16 protein-coding genes are annotated in these 16522 nt (G+C 56.6%); 7 read left to right on the top strand and 9 right to left on the bottom strand.

Annotated elements, in window-relative coordinates:
- The first annotated feature begins 188 nt into the window (after positions 1-188).
- Together ACLQMU_RS08160 and ACLQMU_RS08155 are read left to right on the top strand one after the other, a co-directional pair.
- The gene (locus ACLQMU_RS08160) at positions 189-845 is read left to right on the top strand and encodes a DedA family protein (protein ID WP_424039920.1); all 657 of its coding nucleotides are present in this window, start codon (positions 189-191) and stop codon (positions 843-845) included.
- Positions 846-1146: 301 nt separating this feature from the next.
- The gene (locus tag ACLQMU_RS08155; protein ID WP_422150397.1) at positions 1147-1902 is read left to right on the top strand and encodes a CPBP family intramembrane glutamic endopeptidase; all 756 of its coding nucleotides are present in this window, start codon (positions 1147-1149) and stop codon (positions 1900-1902) included.
- Between the two features lie 192 nt (positions 1903-2094).
- On the opposite strand, the gene ACLQMU_RS08150 is transcribed toward ACLQMU_RS08155, so the two are convergent.
- The 3 genes from ACLQMU_RS08150 to ACLQMU_RS08140 all read right to left on the bottom strand — a co-directional run bounded on the left by ACLQMU_RS08150 (position 2095) and on the right by ACLQMU_RS08140 (position 6380).
- Positions 2095-2658: a flavin reductase family protein gene (locus ACLQMU_RS08150; RefSeq protein ID WP_424039923.1), complete on the bottom strand. Its 564-nt coding sequence runs from the start codon at positions 2656-2658 to the stop codon at positions 2095-2097.
- 159 nt (positions 2659-2817) lie between these two features.
- Positions 2818-5397: a calcium-translocating P-type ATPase, PMCA-type gene (locus ACLQMU_RS08145; RefSeq protein ID WP_422150399.1), complete on the bottom strand. Its 2580-nt coding sequence runs from the start codon at positions 5395-5397 to the stop codon at positions 2818-2820.
- Positions 5398-5564: 167 nt separating this feature from the next.
- Positions 5565-6380: an ABC transporter ATP-binding protein gene (locus ACLQMU_RS08140; RefSeq protein WP_424039927.1), complete on the bottom strand. Its 816-nt coding sequence runs from the start codon at positions 6378-6380 to the stop codon at positions 5565-5567.
- A 146-nt stretch (positions 6381-6526) separates the two neighbouring features.
- Between ACLQMU_RS08140 and ACLQMU_RS08135 the strand changes: the two genes are divergently transcribed.
- A complete protein-coding gene (locus ACLQMU_RS08135; protein ID WP_422150401.1) occupies positions 6527-7294 on the top strand; it encodes a SagB/ThcOx family dehydrogenase in 768 nt (255 codons plus the stop codon).
- 324 nt (positions 7295-7618) lie between these two features.
- Here ACLQMU_RS08135 and ACLQMU_RS08130 read toward each other — a convergent pair whose 3' ends face one another.
- Both ACLQMU_RS08130 and ACLQMU_RS08125 read right to left on the bottom strand, forming a co-directional pair.
- A complete protein-coding gene (locus ACLQMU_RS08130; protein ID WP_424039929.1) occupies positions 7619-9376 on the bottom strand; it encodes an MBL fold metallo-hydrolase in 1758 nt (585 codons plus the stop codon).
- Positions 9354-9686 carry an STAS domain-containing protein gene (locus ACLQMU_RS08125; protein WP_422150403.1) on the bottom strand — a complete coding sequence of 111 codons (333 nt, stop codon included), beginning with the start codon at positions 9684-9686 and terminating at the stop codon, positions 9354-9356. Before ACLQMU_RS08125 ends, ACLQMU_RS08130 begins: the two co-directional genes overlap by 23 nt.
- 292 nt (positions 9687-9978) lie before the next feature.
- Between ACLQMU_RS08125 and ACLQMU_RS08120 the strand changes: the two genes are divergently transcribed.
- Positions 9979-10404 carry an ATP-binding protein gene (locus tag ACLQMU_RS08120; RefSeq protein ID WP_422150404.1) on the top strand — a complete coding sequence of 142 codons (426 nt, stop codon included), beginning with the start codon at positions 9979-9981 and terminating at the stop codon, positions 10402-10404.
- A gap of 9 nt (positions 10405-10413) precedes the next feature.
- Here ACLQMU_RS08120 and ACLQMU_RS08115 read toward each other — a convergent pair whose 3' ends face one another.
- The 3 genes from ACLQMU_RS08115 to ACLQMU_RS08105 all read right to left on the bottom strand — a co-directional run bounded on the left by ACLQMU_RS08115 (position 10414) and on the right by ACLQMU_RS08105 (position 12886).
- Positions 10414-11721, bottom strand: a complete 1308-nt coding sequence (locus tag ACLQMU_RS08115; RefSeq protein WP_424039930.1) for an STAS domain-containing protein — start codon at positions 11719-11721, stop codon at positions 10414-10416.
- A gap of 128 nt (positions 11722-11849) precedes the next feature.
- Positions 11850-12383 (bottom strand): META domain-containing protein, encoded by a 534-nt coding sequence (locus ACLQMU_RS08110; protein ID WP_422148777.1) that lies wholly within the window; start codon positions 12381-12383, stop codon positions 11850-11852.
- Positions 12384-12538: 155 nt separating this feature from the next.
- On the bottom strand, positions 12539-12886 hold the full coding sequence (locus ACLQMU_RS08105) for a HepT-like ribonuclease domain-containing protein (RefSeq protein WP_422148778.1): 348 nt from the start codon (positions 12884-12886) through the stop codon (positions 12539-12541).
- A 207-nt stretch (positions 12887-13093) separates the two neighbouring features.
- On the opposite strand from ACLQMU_RS08105, the gene ACLQMU_RS08100 reads away from it, so the two are divergent.
- The 3 genes from ACLQMU_RS08100 to ACLQMU_RS08090 all read left to right on the top strand — a co-directional run bounded on the left by ACLQMU_RS08100 (position 13094) and on the right by ACLQMU_RS08090 (position 15404).
- Complete coding sequence (locus tag ACLQMU_RS08100; RefSeq protein ID WP_422148779.1) at positions 13094-13318, top strand: hypothetical protein; 225 nt, start codon at positions 13094-13096, stop codon at positions 13316-13318.
- A gap of 259 nt (positions 13319-13577) precedes the next feature.
- On the top strand, positions 13578-14222 hold the full coding sequence (locus ACLQMU_RS08095; protein ID WP_422148780.1) for a hypothetical protein: 645 nt from the start codon (positions 13578-13580) through the stop codon (positions 14220-14222).
- A 27-nt stretch (positions 14223-14249) separates the two neighbouring features.
- Positions 14250-15404 (top strand): NAD(P)/FAD-dependent oxidoreductase, encoded by a 1155-nt coding sequence (locus ACLQMU_RS08090; protein ID WP_424039933.1) that lies wholly within the window; start codon positions 14250-14252, stop codon positions 15402-15404.
- A 216-nt stretch (positions 15405-15620) separates the two neighbouring features.
- On the opposite strand, the gene ACLQMU_RS08085 is transcribed toward ACLQMU_RS08090, so the two are convergent.
- Positions 15621-16520 carry a metal ABC transporter permease gene (locus tag ACLQMU_RS08085; protein ID WP_422148782.1) on the bottom strand — a complete coding sequence of 300 codons (900 nt, stop codon included), beginning with the start codon at positions 16518-16520 and terminating at the stop codon, positions 15621-15623.
- Positions 16521-16522: the final 2 nt, after the last annotated feature.

The following is a 16522-nucleotide window of genomic DNA, read 5'->3' as shown; positions in this document are numbered from 1 at the left end:
AAGCTCTCGCACATTTTTTACCGGTTTTCATAGATCCGGGGTTGAATCCACTCGGTTCGTAACCCCACTCCCCCGTTTCAGGAATCTTCCTGTCGCAACAGCCCACCAGAGGGTTTCTAAAAAAAAATCAGGGACTCCCCCCGGAATGAGGAGATTCATATGGCATGCGCGGAAATTGTTGATATGCCTTGATCCCCCTCAGTTCAGCCCTGCTCCCGCTCACCCCCCTCTCTCTCTCAAACCAGATCCTCCAGTACGGGGTATGGGTGTACCTGGTGGTCTTTGTCATTATCATGCTCGCATCTACTATCGTTGGCTGGCCGATCCCTGACAACACGTTCCTGTTCCTCGCCGGGGCAGTGGCCATTGCCAATGGTTTGTCGTTGGTGTGGCTGTTTGTCATCGCTGTCGGAGGCGGGTTTGCAGGGTACGAGATCAACTACTGGAGCGGGAAGTGGTTCGGGCTGGCAATCTGCCGGGGGGTATGCCCGGCAGTCCTCAATGACAAAAATGTCCGCAGTGCCCTCGACCTGATGGACCGGTTCGGCCTGGCCGCGCTGATCTTCAGCCGGTTTATGCCGGTTCTTAACCTGCCGTCATTCATCGCGGGGGTGAACGCGATGGAATACCGCAGATATGTAGGATTTAATCTGATCAGCTCTGTAGTCTGGTGCGGATCTCTCCTGGTTCTCGGGTATTATATCGGAAGCATCTCCATAATCAGCACGTACATCAATTACCTTACTGATCTCTTTATTGTTATACTGGTCGTCTCGATTATCATCGTGATAGTCCTGTTTGTCCGTGATTATGCAAAACGAAAATACGACCGTGTACCGGAATGAAAGAAATCCCGGGAACGTTTTTTTCGTCCCTGTTTCACGCAAATGGGGTCTGGTCAGTTAACGGCGGATCTTCAATTTTTATCTTGCAAATATTTCGCTGTCAGCCGGCAATGTATCAAAACCGCATCCGGTAATTCTTCAGGCATAGTTCCCGAAACCTGCGGATGAGGTTTCCGCTACGAGGGCCGTTGACCGTATAATTCTGACGAAATAAAACCGTGGTCACCCGTCATAAACACTCCTGGACCCCCCGACCGGGTAAGTCCTTTATAGTTGAGAGGGTATTTGAAACCGGCACTTCATGACGCTCGCCAGTTTTACGATCGAACATCCCTATCGCACCTCTTTTTGGTTCCTGCTGATCGTCGTAGGTGTGGTCGTTGCAACCGGCATAATAAACGAAAGATTCCTGACGGGCAGTCTCGTGCAGTCTGCAATCGTAGATCTTGTTCTTGCTGTCATCGGGATCTGCCTGCTGATACGTCTTGACTGGTGGGGAAAAGCAGGGTACACCACCGGAGTCCGGCTGGCATACGTTCCCCTTTTTATCCTGCCTTCGGCAATTGCCCTGCTGTCGCTGTCGGAAGGGATCCGCGTGACCGCACCCCTTGCCATCATTGCATTCGCAGCCCTGACACTCGTCGTGGGGTTTGCGGAAGAGACCTGGTTCCGCGGCCTGATACTCACCACTCTTCTTCCGACAGGTACGATACGTGCGGTCATTATGAGCTCCTTTTTCTTTGCGGCACCTCACCTTCTCAATATGATCGGAGGTACATGGGATCCTTCCTTCACCCTCGTTGACAGTGTTGCGGCATTCGGCCTCGGGATCACCTTCGCCGCAATTCGTTTACGGACGGGAAGTATCTGGCCCCTTGTCGGAATTCACGCCCTTTTTGATTTTACTTCGCTTATTTCCCTGGGTGGGGTCAATGTCCCGGCACAATCACCCCAGGTTCTGCTCACATCGGTGTTTATCGGCATTTTGTTTGTGGGATATGGCCTGTTCCTGCTCCGGAACGAAAGAAAGGGGGGGAAATCGGTCACGAATGCCTGATAAATCGTGGCTGAACGGTTTAAATTCCGGCACCCCGGTCTTCTCTTTTAAACGTACGGGCCGAACAGGTCCGCCGGTCTAATATGCTGGTGATATACTGACGGACACCCGGGAACGTCCTCCCCCTTATGAAAAATCCGAGCATCCACCACCAGCACGGGGACCTGCGACTGCGCCCGGCAAAAAAGGGGATCATGGTTTTTTTATGAGGGCTTTTCCTGCAATAAAGGCAGCGCCCGCGACACGGCCCAGCTTCCGGTACGAGCGGCCGGCAAGCACCAGCGGGTCGATCTTTTTGGGATCGGGAACCTTATCCGTCAGGCAGTCCTTGTCCACGTAATATTCGATAACGTCGCCGATAAAAACATCGTTGTTGGGCAGCTCTACGGTCTTTGCCACTTTGCAGAGCGCATTTACCGGGCACTCGCGGATCATCGGGGCATGCTTCTTCTTCCCGTAGAATGCGGAAAAGACTACGGACTTGTCGGCATCGCGTCCCGAGACCAGGCCGCAGTAATCAGTCTTTTTGATGAGACCTGCGGAGGGCACATTGATACTGAAGTACCCGGACTTTCTGATGCCGGCATTCGTGTAGTGACCCTTCATGGACGAGATATAGACAACCGGCGGCTGGATGGACATGACGCCGTATGCGCCGATGGTCAGGTAGTTCTCCTTTCCGTCGACAAGCGCACCGGCAATTACGATGGGGAGTGGCGTAGCGGGAGCCTGGTTTTGCAGCTGGATTTTTTCCATAATTAACCTCGTGTGGACGGGTAAGATCCGGAAACCACCGGTGTCCGGGCCCGGCCGCTTCAACTCTGGTACCCTGAGGTACGATGCGGCATATACCGGTACCAGAAGGAAGGTAAAGATTTTTTGGATTCGCACCCGGCAGGAGCGGTGCAAGACCGTTCAGGCTCCTGCCGGGATTTTCCCCCGGGCCCGGTGCCAGGCGAATAGACTCCTGACGATAAATCCCAAAACTATAACCGGCACAGCCGCAGCGCCCGCGATCGTTACCCATTCTGTGGTGGTGAGCGGCACCGTGCCGAAGACCGCTCCACCATACTGGATGATGAGGATTTGTATGAACACGATCCCACCCATGACTAAAAAGAAGACCGGGTTGCCGGAAAAAAACGCCGGCATTTTCCCATCCATCACCCTGCAGTTGAAGCCGTTCACCACGGCGGCGATGATAAAGGCGGCAAAGAATACCGAGGTGACTCCCCCTTCCGTCTGTCCACCCATAAAACCGGTACCGAGCTGGAGGAGACCGCCCATGACAAGAAGGGCCCCGGTGACCGCGATCGAGACCGCCATAAACGGCGTGATGATCGCGGCGTCACGCGGGACTGGGGGCCGGTCAAGCAGCCCGGAATGCGGTGCCTCCGAACAGAGTGCAAAGGCGGCGAGCGTGTCCATGATGATGTTTACCCAGAGGATCTCAATAATGGTAAACGGCTCCGGGTACCCGAGAAGGGGTGCAGCAAGGACGAGGATACAGATGCTGAAGTTGATGGTGAGCTGGAAGATGAGGAAACGCTGGATATTCTCGTACAGCGACCGGCCCCACCATACTGCGCTCGTGATCGAGACAAAGGAGTCGTCGAGCAGGATAATGTCGCCTGCCTCACGGGCCACGTCAGTGCCGGTGACACCCATCGCGAGCCCGACATCCGCACGCCGGAGCGCCGGGGCATCGTTTGTCCCGTCGCCAGTCACGGCCACGACCGCGCCGGCCTTCTGGAGCACCTCTACGAGCAGGAGCTTGTCCATGGGTTCGGCTCGGGCCATCACGTCGAGGTTTTGCGCGGCTGCAGCCTGCTCCGCTGCCGGGAGATCACGGAACTCTTTTCCGCTCATCACGGTCCCACCCGTGAGAATGCCGGCCTCGCGGGCCACTGCCACTGCCGTTGCCGGGTTGTCACCGGTGACCATCTGCACCCTGATGCCGGCGTTCTGGCAGCGTGCGACAGACTGCGCGATACCGTCCCGCAGGGGATCGCGGATGCCGACGTACCCGTCCCAGCAAAGATTGGTCTCGTCCTCATCGTCCCCGTTGATCTCCCGGTGGGCAAACGCGAGTGTCCGCATCGCCCGGGAAGAAAAGGCGTCAACCCCGTGGAGATCGGGCGCCGGCGTGCAGAGGCCGGCGAGGATCTCCGGGGCGCCTTTGACGAGCAGGAACCACCGGCCAGAGAGATTCACCACGGTCGACATGCGCTTGCGCTTCCCATCGAAGAGATGCTGCCGGGCCGCCGGGTGCTGCTCCCGCAGCAGCCGGTAGTCGATCATGTGGGACTGCAGCCACCGGAGGAGCGCCCCTTCGGTGGAGTTCCCGATCACTCTTGTCCTGCCGTCCTCCCGCTTTTCAAGGTGCGTGGTCCCGTTCACCGCAGCGTTGAGCGCAATCCATTCCGCCACACTTGCCGGGACCGGTCCTGGTACGGCAGGGGCAGCGACCGAGGCCCCGGCCACCTCCATTTGGTTTTTCGTGAGTGTCCCGGTCTTGTCGGTGCAGATGGTAGTCGCCGATCCAATGGTTTCACAGGCAATGAGGCGCCGGACGAGACAGTTGGCCCGGGTCATCTTGCGCATAGCAAGGGAGAGGGAGAGCGCGACGCTCATCGGCAGGCCCTCGGGCACGGCAGCAACGATGATCACGACCGCGAGCATGAAGTACCGGAGCAGGTGGTCTACGGAGGCAATATCAAGTCCTGTCAGCTCACCGACAAGGATGCCCCGGATAACCAGTGTGCTGCAGATGAGAATTGCCATGGCGTAGCCGAACGTTGAGATGAGCCCGGCTAGATGGTCTAGCTTGGATTCAAGCGGGGTCTTTGTTACATGATCAATCCCGAGCGCTGCGGCGATCACACCCATCTCCGTTGCGTCGCCGACTGCGGCAGCGATCATCCGCCCTTTTCCCTCGGTTACGAAACTTCCCCTGAGAACCTGCTCACCGGTTTTCTTATGAGCCGGCTCGCTCTCACCGGTGAAGGCCGATTCGTCGCAGGAAAACCCATCTGATGCCAGCAGCCAGCCGTCTGCCGGAATCGCGTCGCCTGCTTCAAGGAGGATAAGGTCGCCGGCGACAATCTCCCGCGAGGGAACCACGGTGGGGCGTGAGTCCCGGATCACCCTGACCGCCATATCGTCGCGCCGTTCGTTGAGGACTTCGAACTCCCGGCTGCTCCGGTACTCGTTGAAGAACGAGATCCCGGTGGCAAGCAGGATCGCGGCCAGGATCGCGAGGGTATCGAACAACCCGCTCCCTTCAGGGATTGCGACAATTGCAGAGACCACGACTGCAAAAAGGAGGATCCTGATGATGGGGCTGTCGAAATTTTTCAGGTACTGTTTCCAGAGCGGTGCCCGTTCCGGCGGCGTCAGTACATTTGTACCATATTGCGTCCGGCTCTCTTCTGCCAGCTGGGACGAAAGCCCGTTTTCCCCGGCAAATTCCCTGATCTTATCAAGCGCGAGCATTTTTCATGTCCCGGCACAATGATACCGTCTTTTCCTGAATGTGAGTGACGTGTTGGCGCCCGGGAAAGATAACACTGTATTATGATATCATGTGTCGACCTGACAGGGTCCTGTCCATTGACCCCGCGGGCAATTTGCCGGATGCAATATTCAATGCAGGGGAAGGTTCAGTATCCCGTGGCGTAGTACCAGCCGTTTTCGTCGTGGATATGCACCGGCACCGAGAAGAGCCTGCTGATGTTATCATCGGTCAGCATGGCTGGTTTTTCCCCGTCACCACAGACCCGGCCATCCTTCATCAGAACGACCCGCGAGATCTCAGGGATGATATCATGGAGGTGGTGCGTCACGAGGATGATACCGGTTCCTGAATGCGCGATTGTCCGCAGGGTTCTCCGGAACGTATAGAGAGCGGAAATGTCGAGGCTGTTTGTGGGTTCGTCAAGGATAAGCGTGGCCGGATCGAACACGAGTGCTCGTCCGATCAGGAAACGCCGCGCCTCTCCCGAAGACATCTCGTTCATGAACCGGTCTTTCAGTCGTTCGATCGAAAGGAACCGGAGGATATGAGCGGCCTTCTCTTCCATCGCCGGGGTGATCTCCCGGTTAAAGAGGCCGATGCTCGAGAAAAAGCCGGAGAGTATCACTTCCTTCCCGGTGATGCCCCGGCTGAAGGTGTAATGGAGATCGTTTGACACGATCCCGAGATGCGACCGGAGATCGAAGATGTCCCAGTCCTCTTTGCCCCGGAACCGGAATGTCACGGGTCCTCGGGAAAGAACCGGGTAATACTCGCGGGTGATGGCTTTTATAAGCGATGATTTCCCTGCGCCATTAGGACCCAGGATGGCTATGTTCTCTCCTTCGCCAATCGAGAGGGTGACAGCATCGAGCACTTTCTTATTGCCCCGGATCACGGAGACATTTTTAAATTCGACAAGGGGGGGCAGGTTTGTCAGGTCAGGCGCAGGGTGTGCAGGCATGGGTTCAAAGAGTCCGTACAGAGTATTTCCCTTTACCGGCAGATATCCGTTTTCTTGTCGGCAACACACCCGCCATGGGGCAGTTTTTCCGGTCAGGGTCATTCCATCAAAAAGACTATCTGGAGAGGGTCGGATAAGCGTACCGTATGCCAGACAATACCCTGTCACCCGCTGGCGCCGGGCTGGAGTTCATGGAGCAGACGAAATACCGGAACCTGAAACGGTCGGACCAGGAAAAAGGTCTTGCCCGGCCGCCGCTTGAACTCCCGCCGGCGCCCGGCCTGCCGGTCATGGACCTCCCGAAACCCGCAACGCTTGCAATCCCACACCTGGATCTCCGCATGGCAATCGAGCGCCGGCACAGCGTCCGGTCGTATGCAAAAAAGCCGCTCTCCGTTGACGAACTCTCGTTCCTGCTCTGGTGCACGCAGGGTGTAAAGAGCGAACACGGCACCCATGCCACCTTCCGCACCGTCCCCTCGGCCGGGGCGCGCCATGCATTCGAGACATACCTGCTCGTAAACGATGTGGACGGCCTCGCACCGGGGCTGTACCGTTACCTTGCCCTCACCCACCGGCTCTGTCAAATGACAACCAACCCTACGCTCCACATCGACATCGCCCGTGCCTGTTTCGACCAGGACTTTATTATGAGGTGCGGCGTTGCATTCCTCTGGACGGCCGTCCCGTACCGGATGACGTGGCGGTATGGTGAGCGTGGGTACCGGGACCTGCACCTTGATGCCGGCCACGTCTGCCAGAACCTTTACCTCGCCGCAGAGGCGATCAGCTGCGGGGTCTGCGCCATCGCCGCATTCGATGACGACGCGATGGCAGAAATTCTGGGGATAGATGGGAAAGAGCAGTTTTTGATCTACCTTGCAACGGTCGGGAAGTGCGAAACAGGGCCGTGACCGAACGCGTACTCTGGGGGTTAGAGTATCTCCTTACGGATCCGTGTTTTTGCGAATTGGAGCTCCGTTGAAAACCTTTTTATAAAAGACGAGGCTTCCCCTCTTGCGCCAATGCGTCCCCCGAGGGGGGACGGGACGGAGTGTGATGCCCAGATATTACCTGTACAGAAAATCTCTGCATTTTTGTGTACAGGCAATTCATCGCTATCGCAAACGGGGGATACCCGAGCGGCAGGAGCGAAGGCATAAATGCCGGAGCCCCCAGGAGCGTCACGATAAGAAATTAAATGGTTTCTATAGAGCCAAATTTTGGCAGGGAGCGCATTACGAAGCACGGTTCACCGCAATCGTATAACGGTGCCCGCCCGGCGTGCGCTCCCCGGAAAGTGAACCGCCGGCCCGCTCGCAGAGCCTGAGGAAAAATCCCCGGACCGTACTGGCAGGCCAGCCGCCATTTTTCCCGCCCGTCCCGGTGATCGTTACGGTAGCACAGGTCTGATCCGTTGTTATCCCCAGGGCAAGTTCTTCCGCGCCGGTACCCACGAGGTCTTCAAGAATGTAGGTGAGCAGATCTGAAAACAGGTCCCGGTCGATGAGTACGCAGGGATCGTCGATTTCCCGTGCAAACGAAACCCGGATATCGTCAAGCAGCGGGCGGGTACCGATCCGGGCGAGCAACAACCGGGAAAAGGCAGACTCGTCATCGGTGGAGGCAAGGATGTCGTCATCAGAACAGGACGGACCAGAGAGACCGATGATCACCGACTCTATGACCGTGCAGAGTGCGCAGGCCTCACGCTCCCTGGGCGGGGTGAACCCGCGCAGCATCGTGGAATAGGAAGAGAGCAGCCGTCCAGCCCGGGTCACGAGCGACGGATCGATAATCCTGGCCAATTCGTCCGTCATAAACGACCGTTCCAGTTTCCCGATCACCTGCCCGGCCTTGAGCGCAAGGTGGATCGAAACATGGTCCTGTGCATGATGGGCCGCGGCAAATTCCCGGAAACTTTCCAGCAGCCCGTCGAGTACGTCTCCGTCGATCAGGGTACCGGCCTGTGCAGCCATATCCGTTTCGCCCAGTTCTTCCATCACATGTGACACGTAATAGAGGCGCCCGGCAAGGATCGTGAAGAGTTCGTTAATCTCCTCCATGCAGTCTTCGGCAAACCTGGCGGTTTCTTCTGCCCTGTGGCTATTGAGTTCCGCAATGTCCGTGAGTGCGCGTGCATCCGTGAGGACTTCTTCAAGCATCGTGCACGCGTGGTTTACCGTGATGATCCTGCCGTGCCCGGGGCAGACGATGTCAATTGTCCCACTCTTAAACATGGCAAGCATGCCTTCCAGCGACCGGATCAGGTCATCCTGATTCCACCCGCACAGCCCGGCGATCCCCGGGTTTGCGGCAAAGAGCAGGTCACCGATAAAGAGCATGCGGCCCACCCGGATACAGCAGCTGTCCGGGCTGTGGCCGGGCGTGTGGTATAGCTCGATGCGGTGCCCTGAAGAAAACAGGAGACATTCGCGATCGATGTATATCCCGGGTTCCGGGCTGAACCGGTCGCGGACACAGGATATCGTCACCTTGTGCGGGAGCCGGATTTGCTCAGTCCGGATTGTATCGCACCATTTATTGTCACCAAAAAGGTGGATGCCCACCGGCATGGCGGCAAACTCCCGCCCGAGAACTTCGCTCTGGGTAAGATTCGGATCGCGCCGCTCGATCGCTATCGCACCGGCATCGTGGACGGCAAGGAGACTGTGTTCCGGATCGAAGAGGGCCGGGCATGTCTGCATCCCGATAAAATGATCCACGTGGGCATGAGTCAGCACCACCATGAGCGGCAGGTCGGTATCGTCACGACACCGTGTTACTTCTGTTGCAAGTATCTCCGCCTGCGACAACAGCCCGCCGGGATCTACAAGGAGCAGGAGGCCCGGTGTCTGGATCAGGTACGAGTTGGACGAGATCACATCGGCCTTACGTATCTCCGCAAAAATCCGAATATCCGCTGCTCCCGGGACCGTCTGCCAGGTCCGGGGCGTCAGCAGCTCGCTGCCGTTACCAGGCAGCAAGCGCTTCATCCTGGGATGCATAGATGGAAAAAATCGAGGTGAACCCGGCAAGTTTCATGACCTTGTGCACTTCGGGCGAAAGGCGACAGAGCGCATACCGGTCGCCATCGTTACGCAGTTTCTTTGCCGTCGCAAGCAGGACCCGCAGGCCACCGCTGGAGATATAGGTTACACCGCCAAAATCGAGGAGAAGTCTCCGGTTCCCTTCGGCAATGCGGCTGTTGATGGCCGATTCGAGATCCCCGGCCGTTGTGGTATCAACCCGTCCGTTCACGGCAAGCACCGTTGCCACGCCATGCATCGTGGTTGTAATTTCCATGTTTATTCCCCGAATAGCCATATGGCCGTACCAGATACTTTATAAATATCATCCCTGTGCCGAGATAATCCTTCTCCTTTTCCAGTTTACTGACTTATTTATGTACGTGCGTGTGCAAACCATAGCTGGAGTGTTTTCTCATGGCCCCTCTGATCCGGATACCGCGTTTCCCTTTCATACGCCCGTCATGGAGGGCTGGTGCATCTGTCGGCTTTCCGGCCCGGGGCCATGACAGGATGGTCCCGGTGCAGGGTGAACCAGCGGCATCATTTCAGGTTTGCGGTGCGTGATTATGACCGGGTCTGCCAGTCTTGCTATTCCCGCCCTTCTTGATGAGGTCCCGGGAGTCTCCGTTGAACTGGAGCGGTGCATGAGGTCGTCGGGTTTTTCCGATGAACAGATCCTCGATCTCCAGCTTGCCGTGGAGGAAGCAATCACCAATATTATCGTGCACGGCTATGCCGGTACCCCGGGCACCATTGTGATCCATTGTGGGGCAGGGCCGGATGAGGCGATCGTTGAGATTTTTGATGATGCGCCGGCGTTTGACCCGCTCCAGGTAGCGGAGCCGGATATATCCACAGGTCTCGATGACCGGGAGATCGGGGGTCTTGGCATCTTTCTGGCCCGGAAGGTGACCGACGCGGTTACGTACCGGTACGAGGATGGGCAAAATATCCTCACATTAACGAAAAAAAAACAAAAATGCGGGACCTGAAATTATTGTTCAGGGCTCCCTGACGATATCCTGAATATAGGCCACGCCGATCTTTGCCCGACGGAGCCGGGTGCTGTCCAGCAGGTGGCGCATATCCACGAACGTGGCATCGCTCACGATCTTTTTTACCTGCGAGTTCAGGTCGAGCGAGGCGTCATAGGGTACCCCCCGGAACACCACGCCATGGTTATGGAGGGATATTACCTTTGAGCCCCCCTTGTTTGCCGGGTTTGCGTAGTACAGGGCATCGAGGTCTTCCTGCCGGTAGCCTGAAAGATCGTGGGCAAGGTCAATGCCGATCCCAAAGCTCACCAGCGTATCTCCCTTGTAAGACATGCTGGTATCGGAAGACATCCACGTGGCGGACTGCGCAGGATCCATGATCGTTGCGCCGCCGGGCAAACCTGCACCGGCAACCGGTGCTTTTTTGATGCCCGAACTGGCGAGACCGGCGATCACACCCCAGATGGCGACCGCGACCACTCCCTTGTAACTCCTCACCCGGTTCGTGGCGCCCGAGAAGATCATGCGGTAGATATCTCCAAGGCTGATCCCCTCCGGGTTCTTGGTATCGAGGGTCAAATACTCGTTGAACGGCCCGTCCAGCGTGACATTAAAGCCCGTGTAGACAGGAAGATCGGTTTCTGCGTCAAGCGGGGTCAAGAAGTCCGGCGTGTTGTTCCCGTCAGTCGGCAGCCAGACCATTGACCCGTACAGGGTGATCATCTCTCCCAGGAGCGGCATTGCCTCTTTTTTGTCGGCCCCGAGCGCGCCAAGGCCGAGCGAGTACGTGATCTCTGAGAATTTCTTTGTCCTGATATCCGATTCCGTCAGTTGTGCCTGCAGGATCTTGTGGAGATCGCCCGTGACCCGGAGAACCGGTGGGCTGGTCATCCAGCCCGGATCAATCGTCAGCGTGACGCCGTTCGCTTCGATCTTCTTATAGAATATTTCGTTAAAGAGCGTCGGGTTTTTGCGTTTTTTCTTCATGTCGTCCACGGCGGCATCCGTCGTCGGGAATATCTCTAATATTGTCGAGAACCCGGCCATATCGAGCACTTTTTGCGGGTACTCCCCGACGCCGGCAAGGGCAAAGCGCCCGCTCCTGCGCTTCATCTCTTTTTTTAATACGTTAAACGTGCGCAGCCCGCCGCTTGAGAGGTACGTGGAGCCGGACAGGTCGAGCACCAGTTCCTTGTCGTCGTCATGCAGCGCTCCTTTTATCCACTCGTCGAGCTGCTGTGCGCCGAATGCATCCAGCCTGCCATTGATAAAAAAGACCAGCACGCCTTCCTTTCGTTCGCTCTTTGCTTCCATAATTCCTTCTCCCGGATAATACTTCTTGCACCTTTCTTTTTTTAATGTTCGTATTTATCAAAAAATGCAAGGCCGGTTACTTGGGGCGCCCGGGTCAAGCAGAGCTTTTTTCGCGGAGAAAAGGGGTTTTAGGAAGTTTTTTGTTCAAAGATGAGGAGCGGCCGGTCTGCGGTATCATAGAAAAAGAGGTGGCCGCTCCGGAACCGTATACCAGAAGTGTTTCGGAGATCCTGCATGTATTCGGATTCGAGCTGCATCACGCCGGGTTCGGCACAGGTCGTTCCGGTCGTGACTTCCTTTGTGAGAGAAAGCGTGAAATTGCTGATAGTGTACTGAGAGCGGTACCAGTTGCAGCCGGAATACCCGCCGAGGGATGTCCCATTATCAAGGCCGAACGAGATATTCACCTTCGTCCCGTTCATTACCGGGACCATCGTTTCCCCGCTGCTTTCGTAATAGGTCAGCGTCCAGCTGGTGCCGGTCAGGTTGACCGGGATGGACCGGGTAACTCCCTGGACCTGGGCGTAGATGATAAGCAGGATGAGGACACCGATGAGTATCATTGCTGCCCAGAAACCCCGGCCCATGGGTGCCGCCGGGACGGGAACAGATTCCGCTGGCACCGGGCCCGGTGTGCCGGACTCCAAATGGTCATCGTCCATACCAGTATTCAAAGGTCCTTTGTCACATAAGCCTTCGTGGTCCCGGGTAGCGGGGCAGCGGAACCGGTGCGGCAGGAAATCCGGCCGGGGCCGAAAAGAAAAACGGTGCAGGCAGGTAGCGTAGTAGCACTCCCGGACCGAACGGGTGCCCGGCGTTATTTTCCCATTTCTTCGATCAGGCTTTCGATTAGTGGCCGGATGCGCGGGAGCGTTTCCGTGATGATCTTCCAGATAATCCGGGGCCGGGTGACCGGGTCTGCACGGGCGACCTCCTCCTCAAGTGCCGAAAGTTCCTTCCAGGGCAAAAGCGCGTATTTTACCCGGATGATTGTCGGGATCTGGTGCACCTTTTCATCGATGACCCTGAGGCTGCCGGCGACGCTTTCATAGGTTTTTTCGTCCCGGTAAAAATCCTCATACTGGTACCCGTCAGTGAGCCGGGAAACTTTTGCGATCTCGGCAAGGATACCGTGAAGCAGTTCGGGAGTATTCCGTCCTGTCATGGGTGTGTCCTCCTCATTATGCCCTCACCCTTAACGTTTTTTTCGCGCTTCCCCGGCATCTGCCGGTCAAACTACGGTTCTTGCGGGGATGATCGCGAATGCCTGCGAGAGATTGGCAGGGGAGGCTCAAATACTTTCTCAGGAGAACGACGTGTCTCTCCCGCAGGGTTTTGGGGGAGTTATTATAGATTACATCCAACTATGCTTATGGAATTTGCCGATGTCAAAAAATGGGTAATCTTTTTTCTGGGAATTCTCTGTGCCATTGTTATCGCCAATGCACTCTCGAATCTGATCATAGCGTATACCGCACTATCCGGCTGGGTGAATTTTGTTGTCAGCTTTGTCCTGTACGCCGTATTATTCTTTGCCATCCTCTATCTTCTGGAAAAAATGCTCGGCATAGAATTTTTCGGGTTCGGGCGCACCTAGGCGCTCTGCGCCTCTCCTTTTTGGCATCGCCCGGAACCGTATCGCTAACCACCGGATGAATCAGGTAATAAAGGGGCACACAGTCCAAGGGACATGATCTTTTTCGAAAGGAATAATACCTGAAATTAACCTGAGTCGGGAACCACGCGAGACAATGGCGGTATCCTGCACCTGGCCGGCTGCAGGATCTCCGAAAAGACGCCATTTATCCTGGCACCGGCATACGAAACTATTAACGCGTGAAAATAGAGGTAATTCTATGGATGCGAAACTCTCCAGCCTCCTGAAAGGGCTGATAGGAGTGATCTTCGGAGGTCTCGCGCTGGTGGTGCCGGGGCCTGTACTCTCCTTCTTCGAGGGTATATTCTGGGTGCTTCTGGTGACGGGAATTGTCCTCTGCGCACTGATCGCAATTACTTCACGGGTGGATGAATCATTTTTCTGGTTCCTCTGTGCTGCAGGCCTCCTTGTCATAGGGATCATCGAGACCTTCTTCCCGAACACAATCTCCCTCGTCCTTGTGCTGGCTGTTGCCGTGCTGGCATTCTATGCAGGCTACTCCGGGATTTCGTTCGCACTGACCCGGCCGCGATCAAAATACTATCTTGTGGCCGGTGTGATAGTGAGCAGTGTCGTTCTCCTGTATATCTTTATCAGGTTCGTGCCGGCCATGAGCACTATCATTATCATGACCGTAGTCGGGACGTTCTCTTTTGTTTTAGGGCTCTTTGCCATCCTCATGGGATTGACCATGAAAGAAGGCGAAGCCGAGCCCATCCCCCCCCATGTATTTATTCTTTCCACCTGCGGGATTCCGATCAAAACCACGGGAAATGATGCCCCGCAACCGACCACACCGGATCAGTCACCGGGACAGCAGCAGAAAGAAAATCCCCCCCGGTAACCCTGATTTTTTCCGGAGCTTTCGAGGATGATGCCGGCCTACGATGTTGTTGTCGCAGGTGCCGGTCCGGCAGGCTCTGCAGCCGCCCGTGCCTGTGCGGAGCACGGGCTTTCGGTGATCTGTCTTGAAGAACAGGCAGGCATCGGGTATCCGGTGCAGTGTGCCGGTCTCTTGTCCCTTGCTGCTTTCGATGAGTGTGCCGTTTCCCGGCACTCTCTCCAGAATGCGGTGACCGGTGCGCGGGTGGTATCCGGTGCGGGACACGCACTTGTCATCGATGCAAAAACCCCCAAGGCTTTCGTAGTCGACCGTGGCATGCTCGACCGCGAGATGGCAGAAGCGGCGGCAAACGCCGGAGCAGAGTTCCGGCTCAAGACCGCGGTCTGTGGGGTTACGGATAACCGGGTCATCACCCGGGGGATTAACGGGCATGAGGAGTTTTCCTTTAAAATCCTGATCGCAGCCGACGGGCCCCGGAGCACAATCGCCCGTACTTACGGAATGGAACGGGCACCGGTGTTTCTTGCCGGCATCCAGGCTGAAGGAAAGCATGATTGGGATCCGGGGCTTGTCGAACTGTACCCGGATGCATCCCCGGAATTTTTCGGCTGGGTCATCCCGTCAGGAAACGGCCGGGTCAGGGCCGGGCTCTGCGGGACAACACAGGTATGGGAACGTTTCTCTGCCTTTGTCCGCAGGATCGGCCTTTCCTCCGATATGCACTTGGTCACCGGCACGATTCCTCTGGGCGTCATGCCGCGGACTTATGCCCGCCGCACCCTCTTTGTGGGGGACGCTGCGGGGTTTGCGAAGCCCACGTCAGGCGGCGGGGTCTATAACGGCATCCGCTCTGCCCGCCATGCAGCAGCAGTGGCCGTTTCGTGCTGCGAACACGACACCTTTTCCGACAGATCCCTTGCAGAATACGAACGGCGATGGCAGGCAGATATCGGAAGGGAACTCGCGCTCGGGTACCGTCTGTTTTTAATGCGCCAGCACCTGTCCCCGGAGACGATTGACCAACTGATCCTCGCGATGAGCGACGAGAAAATTATCGACCAGATTGTGCAGTATGGCGACATGGACCGGCCGGGAAAAATTGCCGGGATTCTCCTGAGAAATCCGTCCCTCTTCCGGTTCCTCTCTCCGTTCCTGATATCCGGCATCCGGTCGTTTTTATAAAAAAATCAGGATTTCCCGGTGGACATCATTCAACCACGTAAGGGGAGTTACTCACATCACTCGAATGGCGAGTGCCACCGCCCCCGATAGGAAAAACCAGCGGTGGATCTGTGACTGCAGAGCAATCGTTAAAATACTTGGTCCTCACCTTGGTATTCCCGATAGTCTTCCTGAACGTGGAGATTTTGGGCGCTGCACTTTTTTTATGGAAAAATTTCAGGACTTACCCGGGTCTTTTGGTTCTTCCGGTCCTGTGCATTCCGGCGTCTCGCACTGGTGTTCCCACGGTTCCACGGGCAGGTCATGTTTCATTGCCGGCCAGAGCCGTGAGACAAGAGTCGTGAGAACAAAGAACCCGATCGTGACCAGCACGATGGCCCCACCCGAGGCGAGGTTGTACGAGAACGAGAGCTGGAGACCGATGACGACCGAGACAATCGCCATGCAGATGGCCACAAGAACCGTGCGCCGGAAGGGTAGCCGGAGCTGGATGGCGGCAATTGCCGGGATCACCATCAGGCTCGATACGAGAAGCACCCCTACCAGACGGGTGGCAACGACCACGGTGAGGCCGACAAGGATTGTAAACAGGACCTCGAGTGTCGAAACCGGCATGCCGGCGACTTGGGCGAAGTCCGGATCAAGGGTGATCCCGACCCACTCCTTCCAGAGCAGGGAAAGAATCACAAGCACGATCACCCCGAGGCCGGCAGCGAGGTAGACATCGCTGTCATTGATCCCAAGGATGGTCCCGAACAGGTACGAGAGGAGGTCGGCCGGGGCGGACTGCGCCATGCTGATAAGGACAATGCCGACGGCAAGACCTGCCGAGAACATGATGGCAATTGCCGCATCGGAGGCAACCCGGAGCCGGCCGAGCACGTGAATCCCCAGCGCCCCGGCGACGACCGAAGCAACGGCAGTATAGAGGGGATAGAGCCCGGTCCAGAACCCCAGCGCAATACCCCCGAAGGCCACGTGACCAAGTCCATCGGCGATAAGCGAAAGCCGGCGCAGCACGATAAACACCCCGAGGCTTGCGCAGGTAACTGCCACAATCAGGCCGCCAATAAGCGCCCGCACACCGAACTTGAACATCAGGAATTCAAATACCATCC

Origin of the sequence: Methanoregula sp. (assembly GCF_052325125.1) — an archaeon.
Classification (GTDB): Archaea; Halobacteriota; Methanomicrobia; order Methanomicrobiales; family Methanospirillaceae; genus Methanoregula.
This window is presented reverse-complemented; position numbering and strand designations above follow the sequence as displayed.

Bases quoted from the DNA above. Each gene is read 5' to 3' on its own strand.
- ACLQMU_RS08105 (WP_422148778.1), bottom strand. From the start codon at position 12,886: ATGACAGGACGGAATACTCCCGAACTGCTTCACGGTATCCTTGCCGAG.
- ACLQMU_RS08155 (WP_422150397.1), top strand. From the start codon at position 1,147: ATGACGCTCGCCAGTTTTACGATCGAACATCCCTATCGCACCTCTTTT.
- ACLQMU_RS08135 (WP_422150401.1), top strand. From the start codon at position 6,527: ATGCCAGACAATACCCTGTCACCCGCTGGCGCCGGGCTGGAGTTCATG.
- ACLQMU_RS08130 (WP_424039929.1), bottom strand. From the start codon at position 9,376: ATGAAGCGCTTGCTGCCTGGTAACGGCAGCGAGCTGCTGACGCCCCGG.
- ACLQMU_RS08085 (WP_422148782.1), bottom strand. From the start codon at position 16,520: ATGGTATTTGAATTCCTGATGTTCAAGTTCGGTGTGCGGGCGCTTATT.
- ACLQMU_RS08115 (WP_424039930.1), bottom strand. From the start codon at position 11,721: ATGGAAGCAAAGAGCGAACGAAAGGAAGGCGTGCTGGTCTTTTTTATC.
- ACLQMU_RS08120 (WP_422150404.1), top strand. From the start codon at position 9,979: ATGACCGGGTCTGCCAGTCTTGCTATTCCCGCCCTTCTTGATGAGGTC.
- ACLQMU_RS08100 (WP_422148779.1), top strand. From the start codon at position 13,094: ATGGAATTTGCCGATGTCAAAAAATGGGTAATCTTTTTTCTGGGAATT.
- ACLQMU_RS08145 (WP_422150399.1), bottom strand. From the start codon at position 5,397: ATGCTCGCGCTTGATAAGATCAGGGAATTTGCCGGGGAAAACGGGCTT.
- ACLQMU_RS08140 (WP_424039927.1), bottom strand. From the start codon at position 6,380: ATGCCTGCACACCCTGCGCCTGACCTGACAAACCTGCCCCCCCTTGTC.
- ACLQMU_RS08125 (WP_422150403.1), bottom strand. From the start codon at position 9,686: ATGGAAATTACAACCACGATGCATGGCGTGGCAACGGTGCTTGCCGTG.
- ACLQMU_RS08110 (WP_422148777.1), bottom strand. From the start codon at position 12,383: ATGGACGATGACCATTTGGAGTCCGGCACACCGGGCCCGGTGCCAGCG.
- ACLQMU_RS08090 (WP_424039933.1), top strand. From the start codon at position 14,250: ATGATGCCGGCCTACGATGTTGTTGTCGCAGGTGCCGGTCCGGCAGGC.
- ACLQMU_RS08150 (WP_424039923.1), bottom strand. From the start codon at position 2,658: ATGGAAAAAATCCAGCTGCAAAACCAGGCTCCCGCTACGCCACTCCCC.
- ACLQMU_RS08095 (WP_422148780.1), top strand. From the start codon at position 13,578: ATGGATGCGAAACTCTCCAGCCTCCTGAAAGGGCTGATAGGAGTGATC.